Annotated in this window: 18 protein-coding genes and 1 pseudogene; 14 read left to right on the top strand and 5 right to left on the bottom strand. The window is 40.7% G+C overall.

Annotated features, from left to right (window positions below; all coding sequences use genetic code 11):
- Positions 1-112 precede the first annotated feature (112 nt).
- Positions 113-2,107: a transketolase gene (gene tkt / locus AAFX60_002255; GenBank protein ID XDF78043.1), complete on the bottom strand. Its 1,995-nt coding sequence runs from the start codon at positions 2,105-2,107 to the stop codon at positions 113-115.
- A gap of 364 nt (positions 2,108-2,471) precedes the next feature.
- Between tkt and metK the strand changes: the two genes are divergently transcribed.
- From metK to ruvX, 7 genes are all read left to right on the top strand, one after another.
- Positions 2,472-3,626 carry a methionine adenosyltransferase gene (gene metK / locus AAFX60_002250; protein XDF78042.1) on the top strand — a complete coding sequence of 385 codons (1,155 nt, stop codon included), beginning with the start codon at positions 2,472-2,474 and terminating at the stop codon, positions 3,624-3,626.
- 165 nt (positions 3,627-3,791) lie between these two features.
- On the top strand, positions 3,792-4,307 hold the full coding sequence (locus AAFX60_002245; protein XDF78041.1) for a SprT family zinc-dependent metalloprotease: 516 nt from the start codon (positions 3,792-3,794) through the stop codon (positions 4,305-4,307).
- Positions 4,308-4,383: 76 nt separating this feature from the next.
- The gene (locus AAFX60_002240; protein XDF78040.1) at positions 4,384-5,088 is read left to right on the top strand and encodes an endonuclease; all 705 of its coding nucleotides are present in this window, start codon (positions 4,384-4,386) and stop codon (positions 5,086-5,088) included.
- A gap of 73 nt (positions 5,089-5,161) precedes the next feature.
- Positions 5,162-5,893, top strand: a complete 732-nt coding sequence (gene rsmE / locus AAFX60_002235; GenBank protein ID XDF78039.1) for a 16S rRNA (uracil(1498)-N(3))-methyltransferase — start codon at positions 5,162-5,164, stop codon at positions 5,891-5,893.
- Between the two features lie 13 nt (positions 5,894-5,906).
- Positions 5,907-6,854 carry a glutathione synthase gene (gene gshB / locus AAFX60_002230; GenBank protein XDF78038.1) on the top strand — a complete coding sequence of 316 codons (948 nt, stop codon included), beginning with the start codon at positions 5,907-5,909 and terminating at the stop codon, positions 6,852-6,854.
- 112 nt (positions 6,855-6,966) lie between these two features.
- The gene (locus AAFX60_002225) at positions 6,967-7,530 is read left to right on the top strand and encodes a YqgE/AlgH family protein (GenBank protein ID XDF78037.1); all 564 of its coding nucleotides are present in this window, start codon (positions 6,967-6,969) and stop codon (positions 7,528-7,530) included.
- Positions 7,527-7,952, top strand: coding sequence for a Holliday junction resolvase RuvX (gene ruvX / locus AAFX60_002220; protein ID XDF78036.1), 426 nt, complete (start codon positions 7,527-7,529; stop codon positions 7,950-7,952). Before AAFX60_002225 ends, ruvX begins: the two co-directional genes overlap by 4 nt.
- 128 nt (positions 7,953-8,080) lie before the next feature.
- Here the strand turns inward: ruvX and AAFX60_002215 are convergent.
- Positions 8,081-9,186, bottom strand: a pseudogene (locus AAFX60_002215) (PilT/PilU family type 4a pilus ATPase).
- Positions 9,187-9,188: 2 nt separating this feature from the next.
- Positions 9,189-10,226, bottom strand: a complete 1,038-nt coding sequence (locus AAFX60_002210) for a type IV pilus twitching motility protein PilT (protein ID XDF78035.1) — start codon at positions 10,224-10,226, stop codon at positions 9,189-9,191.
- Positions 10,227-10,249: 23 nt separating this feature from the next.
- Here AAFX60_002210 and AAFX60_002205 point away from each other — a divergent pair, with 23 nt between their 5' ends.
- From AAFX60_002205 to hemW, 7 genes are all read left to right on the top strand, one after another.
- Positions 10,250-10,960: a YggS family pyridoxal phosphate-dependent enzyme gene (locus AAFX60_002205; protein ID XDF78034.1), complete on the top strand. Its 711-nt coding sequence runs from the start codon at positions 10,250-10,252 to the stop codon at positions 10,958-10,960.
- Between the two features lie 83 nt (positions 10,961-11,043).
- Positions 11,044-11,862, top strand: a complete 819-nt coding sequence (gene proC / locus AAFX60_002200; GenBank protein XDF78033.1) for a pyrroline-5-carboxylate reductase — start codon at positions 11,044-11,046, stop codon at positions 11,860-11,862.
- A 48-nt stretch (positions 11,863-11,910) separates the two neighbouring features.
- On the top strand, positions 11,911-12,465 hold the full coding sequence (locus AAFX60_002195) for a YggT family protein (GenBank protein XDF78032.1): 555 nt from the start codon (positions 11,911-11,913) through the stop codon (positions 12,463-12,465).
- A gap of 7 nt (positions 12,466-12,472) precedes the next feature.
- Positions 12,473-12,760 (top strand): DUF167 family protein YggU, encoded by a 288-nt coding sequence (gene yggU / locus AAFX60_002190; GenBank protein ID XDF78031.1) that lies wholly within the window; start codon positions 12,473-12,475, stop codon positions 12,758-12,760.
- Between the two features lie 69 nt (positions 12,761-12,829).
- A complete protein-coding gene (locus tag AAFX60_002185) occupies positions 12,830-13,261 on the top strand; it encodes a DUF4426 domain-containing protein (GenBank protein XDF78030.1) in 432 nt (143 codons plus the stop codon).
- Positions 13,262-13,271: 10 nt separating this feature from the next.
- The gene (locus tag AAFX60_002180; GenBank protein XDF78029.1) at positions 13,272-13,868 is read left to right on the top strand and encodes an XTP/dITP diphosphatase; all 597 of its coding nucleotides are present in this window, start codon (positions 13,272-13,274) and stop codon (positions 13,866-13,868) included.
- Between the two features lie 3 nt (positions 13,869-13,871).
- Entirely contained in the window at positions 13,872-15,032 is a 1,161-nt protein-coding gene (hemW, locus tag AAFX60_002175) for a radical SAM family heme chaperone HemW (protein ID XDF78028.1), read from the top strand.
- Between the two features lie 103 nt (positions 15,033-15,135).
- On the opposite strand, the gene glsB is transcribed toward hemW, so the two are convergent.
- Together glsB and trmB are read right to left on the bottom strand one after the other, a co-directional pair.
- Positions 15,136-16,056: a glutaminase B gene (glsB, locus tag AAFX60_002170; GenBank protein XDF78027.1), complete on the bottom strand. Its 921-nt coding sequence runs from the start codon at positions 16,054-16,056 to the stop codon at positions 15,136-15,138.
- Positions 16,057-16,139: 83 nt separating this feature from the next.
- Positions 16,140-16,856, bottom strand: a complete 717-nt coding sequence (gene trmB, locus AAFX60_002165) for a tRNA (guanosine(46)-N7)-methyltransferase TrmB (GenBank protein XDF78026.1) — start codon at positions 16,854-16,856, stop codon at positions 16,140-16,142.
- Positions 16,857-17,043: the final 187 nt, after the last annotated feature.

Below are 17,043 nucleotides of genomic sequence, written 5' to 3'. Positions count from 1 at the left end.
TGTACTCTTTTCGCTTTTTTCTTAAAGGATCAAAAAAGCGAAGTTACCTTTCAATAACTTCGCTCTTCATCTTATTTTTACTTATCGCTAAATTAAGCTAATGCTTTTTTAATTAAGCTAAAAGTTCTTTCGCCGTGTTTACTACATTTTCAGTAGTGAAACCAAACATTTTGAATAGCTCATCAGCAGGCGCTGACTCACCAAATGTTGTCATGCCGATGATCTTACCACCGAAACCGACATACTTGTACCAGAAATCAGCAATACCCGCTTCAATTGCGATACGTTTAGTTACCGCTGATGGAAGTACTGCTTCACGGTATGCTTCGTCTTGCTTATCAAATGCATCTGTTGATGGCATTGAAACAACACGTACCGCTTTACCTTCTGCTGTCAGTTGTGCTGCAGCTTCAACTGCTAGCTCAACTTCTGAACCTGTTGCAATAAGGATCAACTCAGGTTGGCCTTCACAATCCTTAAGGATGTATGCGCCTTTAGCGATATCAGCAACTTGCTCTTGTGTACGCTCTTGCTGTGCAAGGTTTTGACGAGAGAAGATTAAAGAAGAAGGACCATCTTTACGCTCGATAGCCAATTTCCATGCTACAGCAGACTCAACTTGGTCACATGGACGCCATGTGCTCATGTTAGGAGTTAGACGTAGAGAAGCGATTTGCTCAACTGGTTGGTGAGTTGGACCATCTTCGCCAAGACCGATAGAGTCGTGCGTGTAAACTTGAATGTTTTGCACTTTCATTAGTGCAGCCATACGCATTGCGTTACGAGCGTATTCCATGAACATTAGGAACGTTGCGCCGTATGGTACGAAACCACCGTGCAGAGCAATACCATTCATGATTGCTGTCATACCAAATTCACGCACACCGTAGTGAATGTAGTTACCAGAGAAGTCATTTGCTTCTAAAGATTTAGAACCCGACCACATCGTTAAGTTAGATGGTGCAAGGTCAGCAGAGCCGCCCATGAATTCAGGTAACATAGCACCAAACGCTTCTAATGCGTTTTGAGACGCTTTACGAGAAGCGATATTTGCAGGATTTGCTTGAAGATCAGCAATGATTGCATTTGCTTTTTCTTCCCACTCCGCAGGTAAATCACCATTTACGCGGCGTTTATATTCAGCTGCTAATTCAGGGTGAGCTGCTGCGTATGCGTCAAATTTCGCATTCCAAGCTGCTTCTTTTTCAGCACCAGCTTCTTTTGCATCCCAGCCTGCATATACGTCAGCAGGGATATCAAATGCACCGTATTCCCAACCTAATTGAGCTTTAGTTGCTGCAATTTCTTCAGCACCTAATGGAGCGCCGTGACAGTCGTGTGTACCTTGTTTATTTGGAGAGCCAAAACCAATTACTGTTTTAGTACAAATTAAAGAAGGACGAGGGTCAGCTTTAGCCGCTTCAATTGCTGCATTGATAGCGTCTGAATCGTGACCATCAACAGCAGGAATTACGTGCCAGCCGTAAGCTTCAAAGCGTTTAGGCGTGTCATCAGAGAACCAACCTTCAACTTCACCATCGATAGAGATACCGTTGTCATCCCAAAATGCGATTAATTTGCCTAGACCTAATGTACCAGCAAGTGAACACGCTTCGTGAGAGATACCTTCCATTAGACAACCGTCACCCATGAACACGTATGTGTTGTGATCAACGATATCGTGGCCTTCACGGTTAAATTGTGCCGCTAATGCTTTTTCAGCCATCGCCATACCAACACCGTTAGTGATGCCTTGACCTAATGGACCCGTAGTTGTTTCTACGCCTGGTGCATAACCGTACTCAGGGTGACCTGGAGTTTTAGAATGCAGTTGACGGAAATTCTTTAAGTCTTCGATAGACAGGTCATAACCTGAAAGATGAAGCAGAGAATAAATCAGCATAGAGCCATGACCGTTTGAAAGAATGAAACGGTCGCGGTCAGCCCACTCTGGATTTTGTGGGTTGTGATTTAGGTGGCTACGCCATAATACTTCAGCGATATCTGCCATACCCATAGGTGCGCCTGGGTGACCAGAATTTGCTTGTTGAACACCATCCATGCTTAAAGCGCGGATTGCATTTGCTAGATGTTTACGTGAAGACATGCCTGCTCCTGAAAATTCGAAGGACTATATTGTTGAGCAAGTTAACCACTATTGATTAACCTAAATTTGCAGGTGCGTATTGTCGCAAAGCCTCATCGGCACTGCAAACGATTACTTAGTAAATAAGGCGCTTTTTTTCACGATTTTGACAGAAAACCTGATTTATACCGATAAATCTCACAGCAAAACGCAAACGATTGGTTATGTCTTATATTTATTTTCTTAAACTAAATGAGTTGTAATTAATCAATTTTACTTTATTATAGACGTCTAGATGGAAAAACACCTACACTGTTAAACGTATAGACTTATATAGATTGTGGGTATTTTTAGAACTTATTATTTATAGAAGTGGAGCTCTCTTATGGCTAAGCACCTATTTACCTCTGAGTCAGTATCAGAAGGTCATCCAGATAAAATTGCAGATCAGATTTCAGATGCAGTACTTGATGCGATCTTAGAACAAGATCCAAAAGCGCGTGTTGCGTGTGAAACATACGTAAAAACTGGCATGGTGATGGTTGGTGGTGAAGTAACCACTTCTGCATGGGTTGATATCGAAGAAATCACTCGTGAAACCGTTCGTGAAATCGGCTACGTTCATTCAGACATGGGCTTTGATGCAAACTCTTGTGCCGTATTAAACACAATTGGTAAGCAATCTCCAGACATCAACCAAGGTGTTGATAAAGCCGATCCTAAAGAACAAGGTGCTGGTGACCAAGGTATCATGTTTGGTTACGCAACTAACGAAACGCCAATTTTAATGCCAGCTCCAATTACCTACTCTCACCTACTTGTTCAAAAACAAGCTGAAGTACGTAAGAGTGGCAAGCTAGACTTCCTACGTCCAGATGCAAAATCTCAAGTAACGTTCCAATACGACCAAGGTAAAATTGTTGGTATTGATGCTGTTGTTCTTTCAACACAACACTGTGATTCTGTGACAACACCAGATCTTCGTGAAGCAGTAATGGAAGAAATCATCAAGCCAGTACTGCCTGCTGAATGGTTAAATAAAGACACTAACTTCTTTATTAACCCAACAGGTCGTTTTGTTATCGGTGGTCCAATGGGTGACTGTGGTCTTACTGGTCGTAAAATTATCGTTGATACATACGGCGGTGCAGCTCGTCACGGTGGCGGTGCATTCTCTGGTAAAGATCCATCAAAAGTTGACCGTTCAGCAGCATACGCTGCACGTTATGTAGCGAAAAACATCGTAGCAGCTGGCATGGCTGACCGTTGTGAAATCCAACTTTCATACGCAATCGGTGTTGCTGATCCAACATCTATCATGGTTGAAACGTTCGGTACTGAGAAGGTATCTCACGACATCATCATTGAAGCAGTTCGTCAAAACTTCGACCTACGCCCATACGGCCTACAAGAAATGCTTAACCTTCTTCAGCCTATCTACAAGAAGACAGCAGCTTACGGTCACTTCGGTCGTGAAGAGTTCCCTTGGGAAGCGACAGATAAAGCCGCAATCCTTCGTGATTTTGCTGGTATTAAATAAGTTTTATTTGCTTATTTCTGAATTTAAAAAGGAAGCTTCGGCTTCCTTTTTTATGTTTACAGCATGAATAATATTTTCCTATCTATTGATTAATCCTCTTTGAAATGGTCTATTTAATCGTTCTTCCTTTTCCGGAAGTTTGAAAACCGATAATAAAGAGACGTAATGACCCCACTTCAACAAGCATCAATAGCAAAAGCACAACAATGTATTCAACAAGCTTCTACCTTTTTTAATCGTCCTTTTTCTCTGCCAGAAATCAAATTTACTCAGCGTGGCAAAATCGCAGGGACAGCACGTCTTCAAGGTTGGGAAATACGCATTAACCCTATTTTATTAGAAGAAAATCAACACACGTTTATTAATGAAGTGATCCCTCATGAAATCGCTCACCTAATCACATTCAAATTGTATGGCCGTGTGCGCCCTCATGGAAAAGAATGGCAAGGAGTAATGAATCAGGTATTCAATCTCCCCGCTCGTACAACACACAGTTTCAGTGTCGATTCAGTTAAAGGAAAAACCTTTCCTTATCGTTGCAAATGCTCGACACACGAATTAACGGTACGTCGCCATAATCGAGTGCAAAAAAAACAGACTCAATATGTATGTAAAAACTGTCAATCGCCATTAAAACTGTCTCGAGCCAAAATCAACTGTAGTGAAATTAACGACTTCTAATAATTAATTTATCTATAAAGCGGTTTAACAATAAGCTACTCTTACTGAATTAATACAATCATCAGTAGTAGTTATTATGAAATTAATCCGCTTACTTATTAGCATTATCGCTATTGGCTCTGCATTTAATGTATTAGCCGCTCCTCCTTCTTCATTTTCAAAAGCCAAAAAAGAAGCTGTCAAAATCTATTTAGATCATCCAACCTCATTTTATTGTGGCTGTGACATAACTTGGAAAGATAAAAAGAAAGGCATTCCTGATTTACAAAGTTGTGGTTATAACGTGCGTAAACAAGAAAAGCGAGCAAGCCGAATCGAATGGGAGCACGTCGTTCCAGCATGGCAATTTGGCCACCAACGTCAATGTTGGCAAGATGGGGGCCGTAAAAACTGCACCCGAAAAGATAAGCAATTTAAGTTAATGGAAGCTGATTTGCATAACCTTGTTCCAGCAATTGGCGAAGTAAATGGTGACCGATCTAATTTCCGTTTCTCACAATGGAATGGCAATAAAGGCGCATATTACGGTCAGTGTGCCTTCAAAGTGGATTTCAAAGGACGTGTCGCTGAGCCACCAGCACAATCAAGAGGTGCTATTGCTCGTACTTATTTATACATGAACCAAGAGTATCGTTTCAATTTATCGAAGTCACAACGTCAGCTAATGAATGCATGGAACAAGCAATACCCAGTATCTGAATGGGAGTGTGAACGCGATAAGCGCATTGCTAAAATTCAAGGCAACCATAACCAGTTTGTCTACAAAGCATGTCGCAAATAGACATAATTAGAGGTTGAAAAAGCATACTTTAACCTCCATCCTTAAATACAAGATAGTTAAAGAAAAGTAGACCATGAGAATACCAAGAATCCACCACCCAGAGCTTCTTCCTTCACAAGGAAAAGTAAATTTAAGTGATGATGCAGCAAATCACGTTGGTCGTGTAATGCGAATGAAAGAAGGTGAATCTGTGCTTCTGTTTGATGGAAGCGGATCTGAATTTCCAGCCGTGATCACTTCAGCGTCAAAAAAGAGTGTTGAAGTGGAAATCACTGAGCGTATTGAGCGTAGCAGCGAATCGCCACTTAACTTACATTTAGGTCAGGTTGTTTCTCGTGGCGATAAAATGGAATTTACCATTCAAAAATCGGTCGAATTGGGTGTGAATATCATTACACCACTGATCTCTGAGCGCTGTGGCGTTAAATTAAATAAAGAGCGATTTGAAAAGAAATTAGATCAATGGCAAAAAATTGCAATTGCTGCATGTGAGCAATGTGGACGTAATACTGTTCCTGAAATTCGTCCTATTATGTCATTAGAAGAATGGTGCGCAGAAGAGTACGATGGGTTAAAGCTCAACCTTCATCCACGAGCAAAATACTCAATCAATACACTTCCTGAACCGGTAACAAATGTACGCTTGTTAATTGGTCCTGAAGGCGGTTTATCGTCTGATGAAATTAGCATGACAGAACAATATCAATTTGAAGAAACGCTGCTTGGTCCTCGTGTTCTACGAACAGAAACCGCAGCGCTTACCGCAATTACAGCCCTACAAGTTCGTTTTGGCGATCTTGGCTAACTGGAGAAACACAATGATCAAACTCGGTATCGTAATGGATCCAATTTCATCCATTAACATTAAAAAAGACTCTAGCTTTGCCATGATGCTTGAAGCTCAAAAACGTGGTTGGGAAATTCATTACATGGAAATGAGTGACCTACATTTAGATCAAGGCAAAGCGGTCGCTGATACCAAAATCGTTACGCTAAAAGATGATCCAACAGGTTGGTATGAATTCCAATCAGAGCAAACCATCGACCTTGCTGATCTTGATGCGGTATTAATGCGTAAAGACCCACCTTTCGATACAGAATACATCTATGCGACATATATTCTAGAAAGAGCTGAAATCCAAGGTGCACTAATTGTTAATAAACCTCAGAGTCTACGTGATTGTAACGAGAAACTATTCACGGCTTGGTTCCCAGAGCTAACGCCAACAACATTAGTGACTCGTAAGGCTGAAAAAATTAAAGCTTTCCGTGAAGAGCATGGAGATGTGATTCTTAAACCACTAGATGGTATGGGTGGCGCTTCTATTTTCCGAGTAAAAGCAGGCGATCCAAATGTATCAGTGATCATCGAAACATTAACCAATCACGGACAAAACTACTGCATGGCACAAACCTTTGTCCCTGATATTAGTAACGGTGATAAGCGTATTCTTGTGGTTGATGGTGAGCCAATGCCTTACTGTTTAGCTCGAATTCCAGCAAAAGGTGAAACTCGCGGCAACTTAGCAGCAGGTGGTACAGGTGAAGCACGTCCATTAAGTGAGACAGATTGGGCAATTGCTAATGCAGTAGCTCCAACATTGAAAGAAAAGGGTCTAATCTTTGTAGGACTCGACGTGATTGGCGACAAGCTAACTGAGATTAATGTAACAAGCCCAACCTGTATTAAAGAAATTGAAGCTGCTTTTGATATTTCGATTACAGGCAAATTAATGGATGCAATTGAGCGCCGAATTAACGCTTAATCACATTCTAACTGTATTGAGGGGGCAACTCCTCAATATTAATACCAATTGGTTTATGCGTTATCTTTAGCGGTATTTACATTGGTATTAATCTCGCTTTCCGGGAGGCTCTGTGAATTTAAAAAATCATTTTTTAGTTGCTATGCCTAGTATGAAAGATCCGTTCTTTCAACGAAGCGTTATTTATATTTGTGAACATGATTCAGATGGAACCATGGGCTTACGTATCAATGAGCCTGTACAGATTTCATTAAAAGGAATGCTAGACCAAATAGAGCTAGATAACCCATCACCTATCATTTTCCCTCAAACATTAAGCCAACCAGTATTAAATGGTGGGCCGGTGTCGGATGATCGTGGTTTTGTTCTTCATTCAAATAAAGATAACTATTTATCAAGCATTCAAGTGACTGATGAGTTATCAGTAACAACCTCAAAAGATATTCTTGCTACATTAGGTACAGAATACCAGCCATATAAATATCTTGTTGCACTAGGATACTCTGGATGGGAAGGTGGACAGCTTGAAAAAGAATTATCAGAGAATACATGGCTGACTTTAGAAGCAGATCCAAGCGTTATTTTCGATACTCCTATTCCTGATCGTTGGCGTAAAGCATTACAACTACTGGGAATTAACCCTGCAAATTTATCAAGTGAGATTGGACACGCATGAGTTCACGCACCATTATGGCCTTTGATTTCGGAACCAAGAGTATTGGTTCTGCGATTGGACAAGAAATCACAGGAACAGCAAGTCCACTAAAAGCATTTAAAGCTCAAGATGGCACCCCTAATTGGGATGATATTGAAAAACAAATTAAAGAGTGGAATCCTGATTTAATCGTTGTTGGTTTGCCAACCGATCTTCACGGTAAAGAGCTCGACACTATTACGCCACGAGCAAAGAAATTTGCTAATCGCCTACATGGTCGTTTTGGTAAACAAGTTGAATTGCATGACGAACGCTTATCAACGGCTGAGGCTCGTGCTGATTTATTCGAATTTGGTGGATATAAAGCCCTATCAAAAGGCAATATTGACTGTCAGTCAGCTGTGGTTATTTTAGAAAGTTGGTTTGAGAATCAGTGGAGCTAAAAGCATAAGAGCAGGTTTCAGATCGGTCGCAAGCTCCCTTAAAGGGTTCAGAGGTACTCATTGTAAGTACAATACTTACAACAAACGTCTCTGAATCCTAAGCGCGAAGCGTCCTGAACCCTGCTTTTTTAGTCTAACGATATCGACACATTATCCAATGTAGATGAAGAGAACGCATCCCCTCTTTTTGTTTTCAACATCAGGCGTAAATCATTAGCCGAATCCGCACTGTGCAACGCTTCCATTTCTGATATTTTCTTATCCATTACCAGTTCAAATAAACTCTGATCAAACGTCTGCATACCCGACTCACGTGATTTTGCCATAGTCGATTTAAGTTCATGCAAATCACCACGACGGATCAAGTCTGCAACGCGTGGCGTGTTTAGTAACACTTCATAAACGCCATGACGACCATTACCATTCATATCCGGAACTAACTGCTGTGCAATGACCCTTTTAAGTTCATGGATAAATCAAACAAAAACTGCTCTTTACTCTCTTTAGGAACAAGGTGCAAAATTCGCTCTAATGCTTGGTTTGCGTTATTTGCGTGTAATGTTGCCATGCATAGATGCCCCGTCTCAGCAAAGCTCATGGCATATTCCATCGTCTCTCGATTACGGATCTCACCAATTAAAATCATATCTGGAGCTTGGCGTAACGAGTTTTTTAATGCCACTTCATAACTTTCAGTATCAAGACCAACTTCACGCTGAGTCACAATGCATTTATTATGAGGATGCACAAACTCAATAGGGTCTTCTACCGTTAAGATATGACCACTTCGGTTGTCATTTCGATAACCCGTCATCGCCGCCATTGACGTTGATTTACCTGAACCCGTAGCCCCCACCACTAATACTAATCCACGCTTAGTAACGGCTAATTCTTTCATTACTTCGGGAAGATTTAGTGACTCCATGGACGGGATTTTGGTTTCAATACGACGTATCACTGCACCAGGTTGCTCTCGCTGCCAAAAAGCACTCACACGAAAGCGACCAAATTCTTTCACAATGGCAAAGTTCGCTTCTAAGCTTTCGTTAAACTCTTCTTGGCGCTCTTCATCCATCATTTCAGCAAGCAAAGCAGTGACTGATTCAATACTCTGTTTGTGGCCTAAAGCTTGAAGTTCACCATTCACTCTCAGTAAACAAGGAGCATCAACCGTTAAGTAAATATCCGATGCTTTTAAAGCGATCATTTGTTTCAGTATTTGATCCAATGTCATGACTAAAACCCTATGCTGCTCATTTCAACTTTCTTAACGACTTCATCCGGATCAACCAAACCTTGAGCAATAATTTTCTTCGCATTCTGCTCCATGGTATTCATACCAAAAGAAGAACCAGTTTGAATGATTGAATACATTTGAGCGACTTTATCTTCACGGATTAAGTTACGGATAGCTGGTGTCGCTATCATGATTTCATGACACGCAATACGACCACCACCAATACGTTTAAGCAATGTTTGTGCTACTACCGCTCTTAATGATTCAGACAACATCGAGCGAACCATAGATTTATCACTGCCTGGGAAAACATCAATAATACGGTCAATGGTTTTTGCCGCTGAACTCGTGTGCAAGGTACCAAATACTAAATGCCCAGTTTCAGCAGCAGTCAATGCAAGACTGATTGTCTCTTGATCACGTAGTTCACCGACTAAAATAACATCTGGGTCTTCACGCAGAGCTGAACGAAGAGCTGCTTTAAAACTATGTGTATCACGATTAACTTCACGTTGGTTAATCAAACACTTCTTATTCTTATGAACAAATTCAATCGGATCTTCAATCGTAAGTACGTGCTTGTTGTAGTTCTCGTTAATGTAATCAACCATAGCAGCTAAGGTTGTCGACTTACCTGAACCAGTAGGCCCTGTGATTAACACTAATCCTTTTTGATATTTTGCAATATCGGTGAACACTTGAGGTGCCGCTAATTGCTCTAATGATGGAATATCAACAGGGATAGTTCGAAACACAGCAGCACAGCCACGAGACTGGTTAAATGCATTAACACGAAAGCGTCCAATATTAGGTAACTCAAATGAAAAATCGACTTCTAGTTTATCTTCAAATTCACTACGCTGAGCATCATTCATAATGTCAGTCACTAAACGATGAACATCGGCATGTGTAAAATCAGGTAATGTCAGTTTACGCACTTCACCATCTACACGTACCATAGGAGGAACTCCTGCAGATAGGTGTAGATCTGATGCGTTTTGTTTTACACTAAAGTCCAGTAGTTCTGTGATGTCCATAATTTTCCTCGGTAATCGTTTCTATGACTAGTATTAAGCAAAATATCAATCAAATCACTCATCAAATAGAGAATAGCATTCAAAAATGTGGTCGAAACCCCGATTCAGTGCAATTGCTGGCAGTAAGTAAAACGAAACCTATCGAGTTACTCGAACAAGCGATAGAAGCTGGCCAACGTATTTTTGGTGAAAACTATGTCCAAGAAGGTATAGAGAAGGTTCAATACTTTCAAAAACAACACCCTAGCACTTCTCTTGAGTGGCATTTCATTGGTCCAATTCAATCGAATAAAACACGCCCAATTGCAGAACACTTTGATTGGGTTCACTCAGTAGAACGCCTTAAAATCGCCCAACGTTTAAATGACCAACGTCCTTCCGAACTAGGCGAACTAAATGTACTTATTCAGGTCAATACTAGTTCAGAAGAGAGTAAATCTGGTACGACAGCGGAAGAAGTAATGGAGCTTGCCGCGACCATTAATAAAATGCCAAATCTAACCTTGCGTGGATTAATGTCTATCCCGGCAAATGTCTCTAATTATGCTGAGCAATTAGCGGCATTTAAACAACTTACTTCCATTCAAAACCAATTACGAGCACAATACCCTCAAGTCGATACCCTATCTATGGGTATGAGTGGTGACATGGACGCTGCAATCGAAGCAGGTTCAACCATGGTGCGTATTGGTACTGCCATTTTTGGCGCTAGAGATTATAAAAACAAAGAATAATATCTGCTATCAATTTCAAGTAAAACAAATTGATATCATATGCTCACAACAACTAAGGTCTATTGACCCTAAAAGGAATAGAAATGGAACATCGCAATATTGCTTTTATTGGTGCAGGTAACATGACTCGCTCAATTATTGCGGGTCTAATTAGCAGTGGTTATCCAAAAGATAAAATCACGGCAACTAACCCTAGTACTGAAAAACTAGACCATTTATCTCAATGTTACGGTATCCACACCAGCACAGATAACTTACAAGCTGCACAGCAAGCTGATGTGATTGTTCTCGCTGTAAAACCACAAATGATGGCAATGGCTGCAGAGCCTCTACAGCAAATTGATTTTTCAAATAAGTTAGTGATTTCCATTGCTGCTGGTATTTCAGCAAAACGTTTAAATGAAATGTTTGCTAGTGAACTCAATCTAGTTCGAGTAATGCCAAACACTCCTGCATTAGTAGGCAAAGGCATGAGTGGCTTATTTGCTGTTGAGCACATAAATGAACAAGACAAGTGCTTCGCAAGCGATTTACTTTCCGCTGTCGGTGAAGTGTGTTGGGTGGCGCAAGAATCCGGAATAAACTCGGTAATTGCAGCGGCAGGAAGTGCGCCTGCGTATTTCTTTTTATTTATGGAAGCAATGCAAGCAGAAGCCATTAATCAGGGTTTTGATGAAGCAACTGCTCGTCAACTTGTACAACAAGCGGCTCTTGGTGCTGCTGAAATGGTTGTCGCTAATCCAGAAACACAATTATCAACACTGCGTGAGCAAGTCACTTCAAAGGGTGGAACGACCGCAGAAGCACTGCGCACGTTTAATGAACATCAACTGCAAGAGATCGTAGCAAAAGCAATGCAAGCTGCCGTTTCTCGTGCAGAAGAAATGGAATCTTTATTTTAAGATTCATAAAGCCAACTAAATTCTGATATTTCTAAGGTTAAACATACTATGAATGCAATGAGCTTTTTAATCTCAACCGTTTTTGATCTATACATCATGGTCGTGATTTTACGTATCTGGTTACAAATGGCACGAGCGGATTTCTATAACCCATTCTCACAATTTATTGTTAAAGCAACTCAACCGATCGTATCTCCTCTACGTCGAGTGATCCCATCCATCGGTAGCTTAGATCTAGCAACAGTACTATTTGCTTATGTATTGTGTGTAGTTAAATTTGTTGCGCTACAACTTGTAGTTTCTGGTGGCATCGCATTTGGCCCTGAATTTCTATTTATCGGTTTAATCGCACTTGCTAAAGCGGCTGGTGGTTTACTGTTCTGGATCTTATTAGTTCGTGCAATTTTAAGCTGGGTTAGCCAAGGTCGTAGCCCAATTGAATACGTAATGCACCAATTAACAGAACCTATGCTTTCTCCAATCCGTAAGATCTTGCCTCAAATGGGTGGACTGGATTTAAGTGTATTAGTGTTATTTATCGTTCTTCAATTTACTAACTTCTTAATGGGCGATTTAATTGGCCCAATCTGGTACAGCTTGTAATCTCGCTATGCCAGTTAAATATGATAAAGACGATCTGATCTTACGACTGTATTTACAACCTAAAGCCAGTCGCGATCAGATAGTTGGAATACACGGTGAAGAATTAAAAATTGCCATTACTGCTCCTCCTGTTGATGGGAAAGCGAATGCGCATTTAATTAAGTACTTCTCCAAATTATTCAAAGTCGCTAAAGGAAAAATTACGGTAGAAAAAGGCGAACTAAATCGACACAAACAAGTTCGAATTCACTCCCCTGAGCTCATACCGAATGAAATCCAACAGCTGTTAGTATAAAAATAACGATTAATGCCGAGTTAACCCTCGGCTTTTTTATATGGAAGTCATTTTTATAAGGAAAGTAATATGAAAAAAACGCTATTACTGTTGTCACTGTTTATTTTTAGTTTACCCAGTTTTGCAGGACAATTTGTACAAATAAAAAATGTCGAAGTACACTACTCGGCATTCAACTCCACATTCTTAACACCAAAAGTAGCTCGGGCTTATCAACTGAAACGCTCTGGTTACAATGCGTTATTAAATATCAGCGTCTTAGATACATCTCAAGCAGGAAAGCCAGCAATTTCAGCAAACATATCAGGTAGTGCAAAGAATCTATTAGGTCAAACCAAACAACTGACCTTTAAAGAAATCAAAGAACAAAATGCCATTTACTATATTGCTGAATTGCCTATAACTAATGAAGAAACCTTTCGCTTTGATATTGATGTCTCTGCTGGCACTAAAGGCGCAGGCAAGTTAAAGTTCAACCAAAAGTTTTACGTAGAAGAGTAAGAGAACCATTATGAGTAAAATCGTATTAGCAACGGGCAACCAAGGTAAAGTTCGTGAAATGGCCGACATCCTAGCGGATTTTGGTTTTGATGTAGTAGCACAAAGTGAATATAACGTCTCTGATGTAGCTGAAACAGGCACAACATTCATTGAAAATGCCATCATCAAAGCGCGTCATGCAGCAAAAGAAACGGGCTTACCTGCTATTGCTGATGATTCAGGTTTAGAAGTTGATGCGCTAAATGGCGCACCGGGTGTTTATTCTGCTCGTTATTCTGGCGAAGGAGCGACGGATCAAAAGAACATTGATAAAATGCTCGCCGCGATGGAAGGCATTCCTGCTGAAAAACGTACAGCTCGCTTCCATTGTGTTTTAGTTCTGATGAAACATGAAAACGATCCAACACCATTGATTTGTCATGGAACATGGGAAGGTCATATCACGACAAAGCAAAAAGGTGAAAACGGCTTCGGTTATGATCCTATTTTCTGGGTAAGTGAAGATAACTGTTCATCTGCTGAACTTGAACCTGCACGTAAAAAACAACTATCTCACCGTGGCCAAGCTCTGAAAAAGCTCTTTGCAGCATTAAAAGAAGGTCAGTAAGTAATGCTTATTCCACCACCTCTAAGCCTATATATTCATATTCCTTGGTGCATTCAGAAATGTCCATATTGTGACTTTAACTCTCATGCTTTAAAAACTGAGATCCCAGAAGCTCAATACATTTCAGCCTTGATTGATGATCTTGATACGGATCTTGCTCGTTATGATATGCAAAGTGAACCACGTAAGCTGCATTCTATTTTTATTGGTGGTGGTACACCAAGCCTAATCACTGCTCCTGAGATAAAACGACTACTAAGTGAAGTTGAAAAGCGCCTTCCATTTGCTGATGATATTGAGATCACAATGGAAGCCAATCCGGGAACCGTTGAAGCGGGTCGCTTTGTTGAATATCGACAAGCGGGCGTTAACCGTATTTCTATTGGTGTACAAAGCTTTCAGCAAGAAAAACTAGAAAAGCTTGGTCGAATTCACGGTAAAGATGAAGCGATTCGAGCTGCGCATCTTGCTCATGAAGCACAACTAAACAGCTTCAACCTCGATCTTATGCACGGTTTACCAAACCAAAGTATTGAGGATGCACTGTCTGATTTACAACAAGCTATTGATCTTAATCCTCCTCATTTGTCTTGGTATCAATTAACCATTGAACCAAATACCGTGTTTTACTATAAGCCACCAACATTGCCTGACGACGACGACCTATGGGATATTTTCGAGCAAGGTCATCAGATGCTTGCCAAAGCAGGTTATGTTCAGTATGAAATATCTGGCTACAGTAAAGTAGGTTATCAGTGTCGCCATAACTTAAATTATTGGCGCTTTGGTGACTACCTTGGTATCGGTTGTGGTGCCCATGGTAAATTGAGTTTCGCTGACGGCCGTATTGTTAGAACCACGAAAATTAAGCATCCTCGCGGATTTCTAGATCTAACAAAACCTTATTTAATCGATGAGCAAGAGGTAATGGATCACGATAGACCTTTCGAATTCTTTATGAACCGTTTTCGTCTATTAGAAGCGTGTCCAAAGCAAGAGTTCTTAGATACAACAGGCTTAGGTTTTGACACCATTCAAGAAACCATCGATTGGGCGAAAGAGAAAAAGTATCTCGATGAAACCGAAACGCACTGGCAAATCACAGAGCATGGTAAGTTGTTTTTGAATGATTTGTTGGAAGCGTTCATGGGGGATGAGGATTAAGAGCCAGCTTCAGTTCGCTTCGCTTAAAGGTTTCAGTAAGAGCAAAGAATCTTTTCCTGAAACCTTTAGGGAGCTTGCGACCGTCCTTAACCTAGCTCTTATCTTAAAATATCGAACGTCCGATACGTTCTGAAAGCAGCTCTAATGCTTTAGTACCTGCAAGCGAATTCCCTGATGGATCAAGCTCTGGAGACCATACTGCAATAGTCATTTCGCCAGGAACGATAGCAATAATGCCACCACCAACACCTGACTTTCCTGGCATACCAACACGATAAGCAAACTCACCTGCACCATCATATAAACCACAAGTCGCCATTAATGCATTAATTTGCTTACATTGCATTGGAGTAACAATAGGCTCACTGATCCCTGGTTGAATACCTTTATTGGCTAAATAACCAAAAGTACGAGCCAAATCCACGCAGTTCATACTCAATGCACATGCATGAAAATAGTTCTTTAAGACAGACATCACTTCATTATCGAAGTTACCAAATGAACGCATTAAATAAGCAATAGAAGCATTTCGATCACTATGATCCATTTCTGAATTAGCCACCACGCGATCATAAATAATATGGTCATTACCTGAGAGCTTACGAACAAACTCTAATAATCGGTGCTTTGGAGCAGAAAAGCGACTGTACAGCATATCTGAAATAACAATCGCTCCAGCATTTATGAAGGGGTTGCGGGGCACACCTTGTTCCATCTCAAGCTGAATAAGAGAATTAAATGCTTGTCCAGAAGGCTCTTTACCAACTCGTTGCCATAACTCTTCTGGTTGATACAGTTCCATCGCCAACGTCAAACTGAGCGCTTTTGAAATAGATTGAATAGAAAAACACTCTGTCGCATCACCTGCTGTGAGCATTTCACCATCATTGGTAAATACTGCAATACCCAACTTATCATTAGGAACGCAAGCAAGAGCAGGAATGTAATCAGCAACTTTACCTTGACCAATAAGAGGACGAACTTCATCCAAAATATCTTCGAGTATTTGTTTTGTTGGCTTCATTATTTCTACTTCCTTTTGACAGCAAGGACAAAAAAGCCAACACTCAGGTTGGCTTTAATTATGTTGTATTACGACAATACTAACTATGCGTTACGACGGAATTTAATATCCCAAACACCATGACCTAAACGGTGGCCACGAGCTTCAAACTTAGTTAATGGACGCTCATCTGGGCGAGGAATGAAATCACCATCAGTGGCAATGTTTTCATAACCCGGTGCAGCATTCATAACTTCAATCATATGCTCTGAGTAATTTTCCCAGTCAGTTGCCATGTGGAAGATACCACCTTGGATTAACTTAGGACGGATCATCTCAGCAAACTCAGCTTTAACGATACGACGCTTATGGTGACGCGCTTTATGCCATGGGTCAGGGAAGAAAAGTTGTAGAGTATTTACAGATGAATCAGGGATCATTGATTCAAATACTTCAACTGCATCATGACACATAACACGTAAGTTAGTTACGCCAGCTTCTTTTGCTGCCGCAAGACATGCGCCAACACCTGGACGGTGAACTTCGATACCTAAGAAGTTTTTCTCTGGAGCATTTTTAGCCATCTCAACAAGAGATGCGCCCATACCAAAACCGATTTCAAGAACAACTGGATTGTTGTTACCAAACACTTCATTCCAATCAAGCATTTGCTCTACAAAATCAATACCCATGCTAGGCCAACATTCTTGGATAGCACCTTCTTGGCCTTTAGTTAAACGCCCTTCACGGCGAACAAAGCTACGGATTTTACGAACAATTTTACCTTCTTCGGTAAAATCATTTTTAGTCACTTCAGTCATGATTGGATTGCCTGGTTATTCTCTGAACAAGGATTGTGGATCCGGCATTATCCAAAGTTTAGCCCAGTGTTCAAGTATTATCTTTCGTTTTCCCATTATAAATCGCTTTAGACTTAATTTATCTAACACACAATTACGATTGGTTTACCTTCAAAGCAAATATATATCCTTACTTTCTATCGGGTGT

The organism is Aliivibrio fischeri (assembly GCA_038993745.2).
GTDB classification, from domain to species: domain Bacteria; phylum Pseudomonadota; class Gammaproteobacteria; order Enterobacterales; family Vibrionaceae; genus Aliivibrio; species Aliivibrio fischeri_B.
This window is presented reverse-complemented; position numbering and strand designations above follow the sequence as displayed.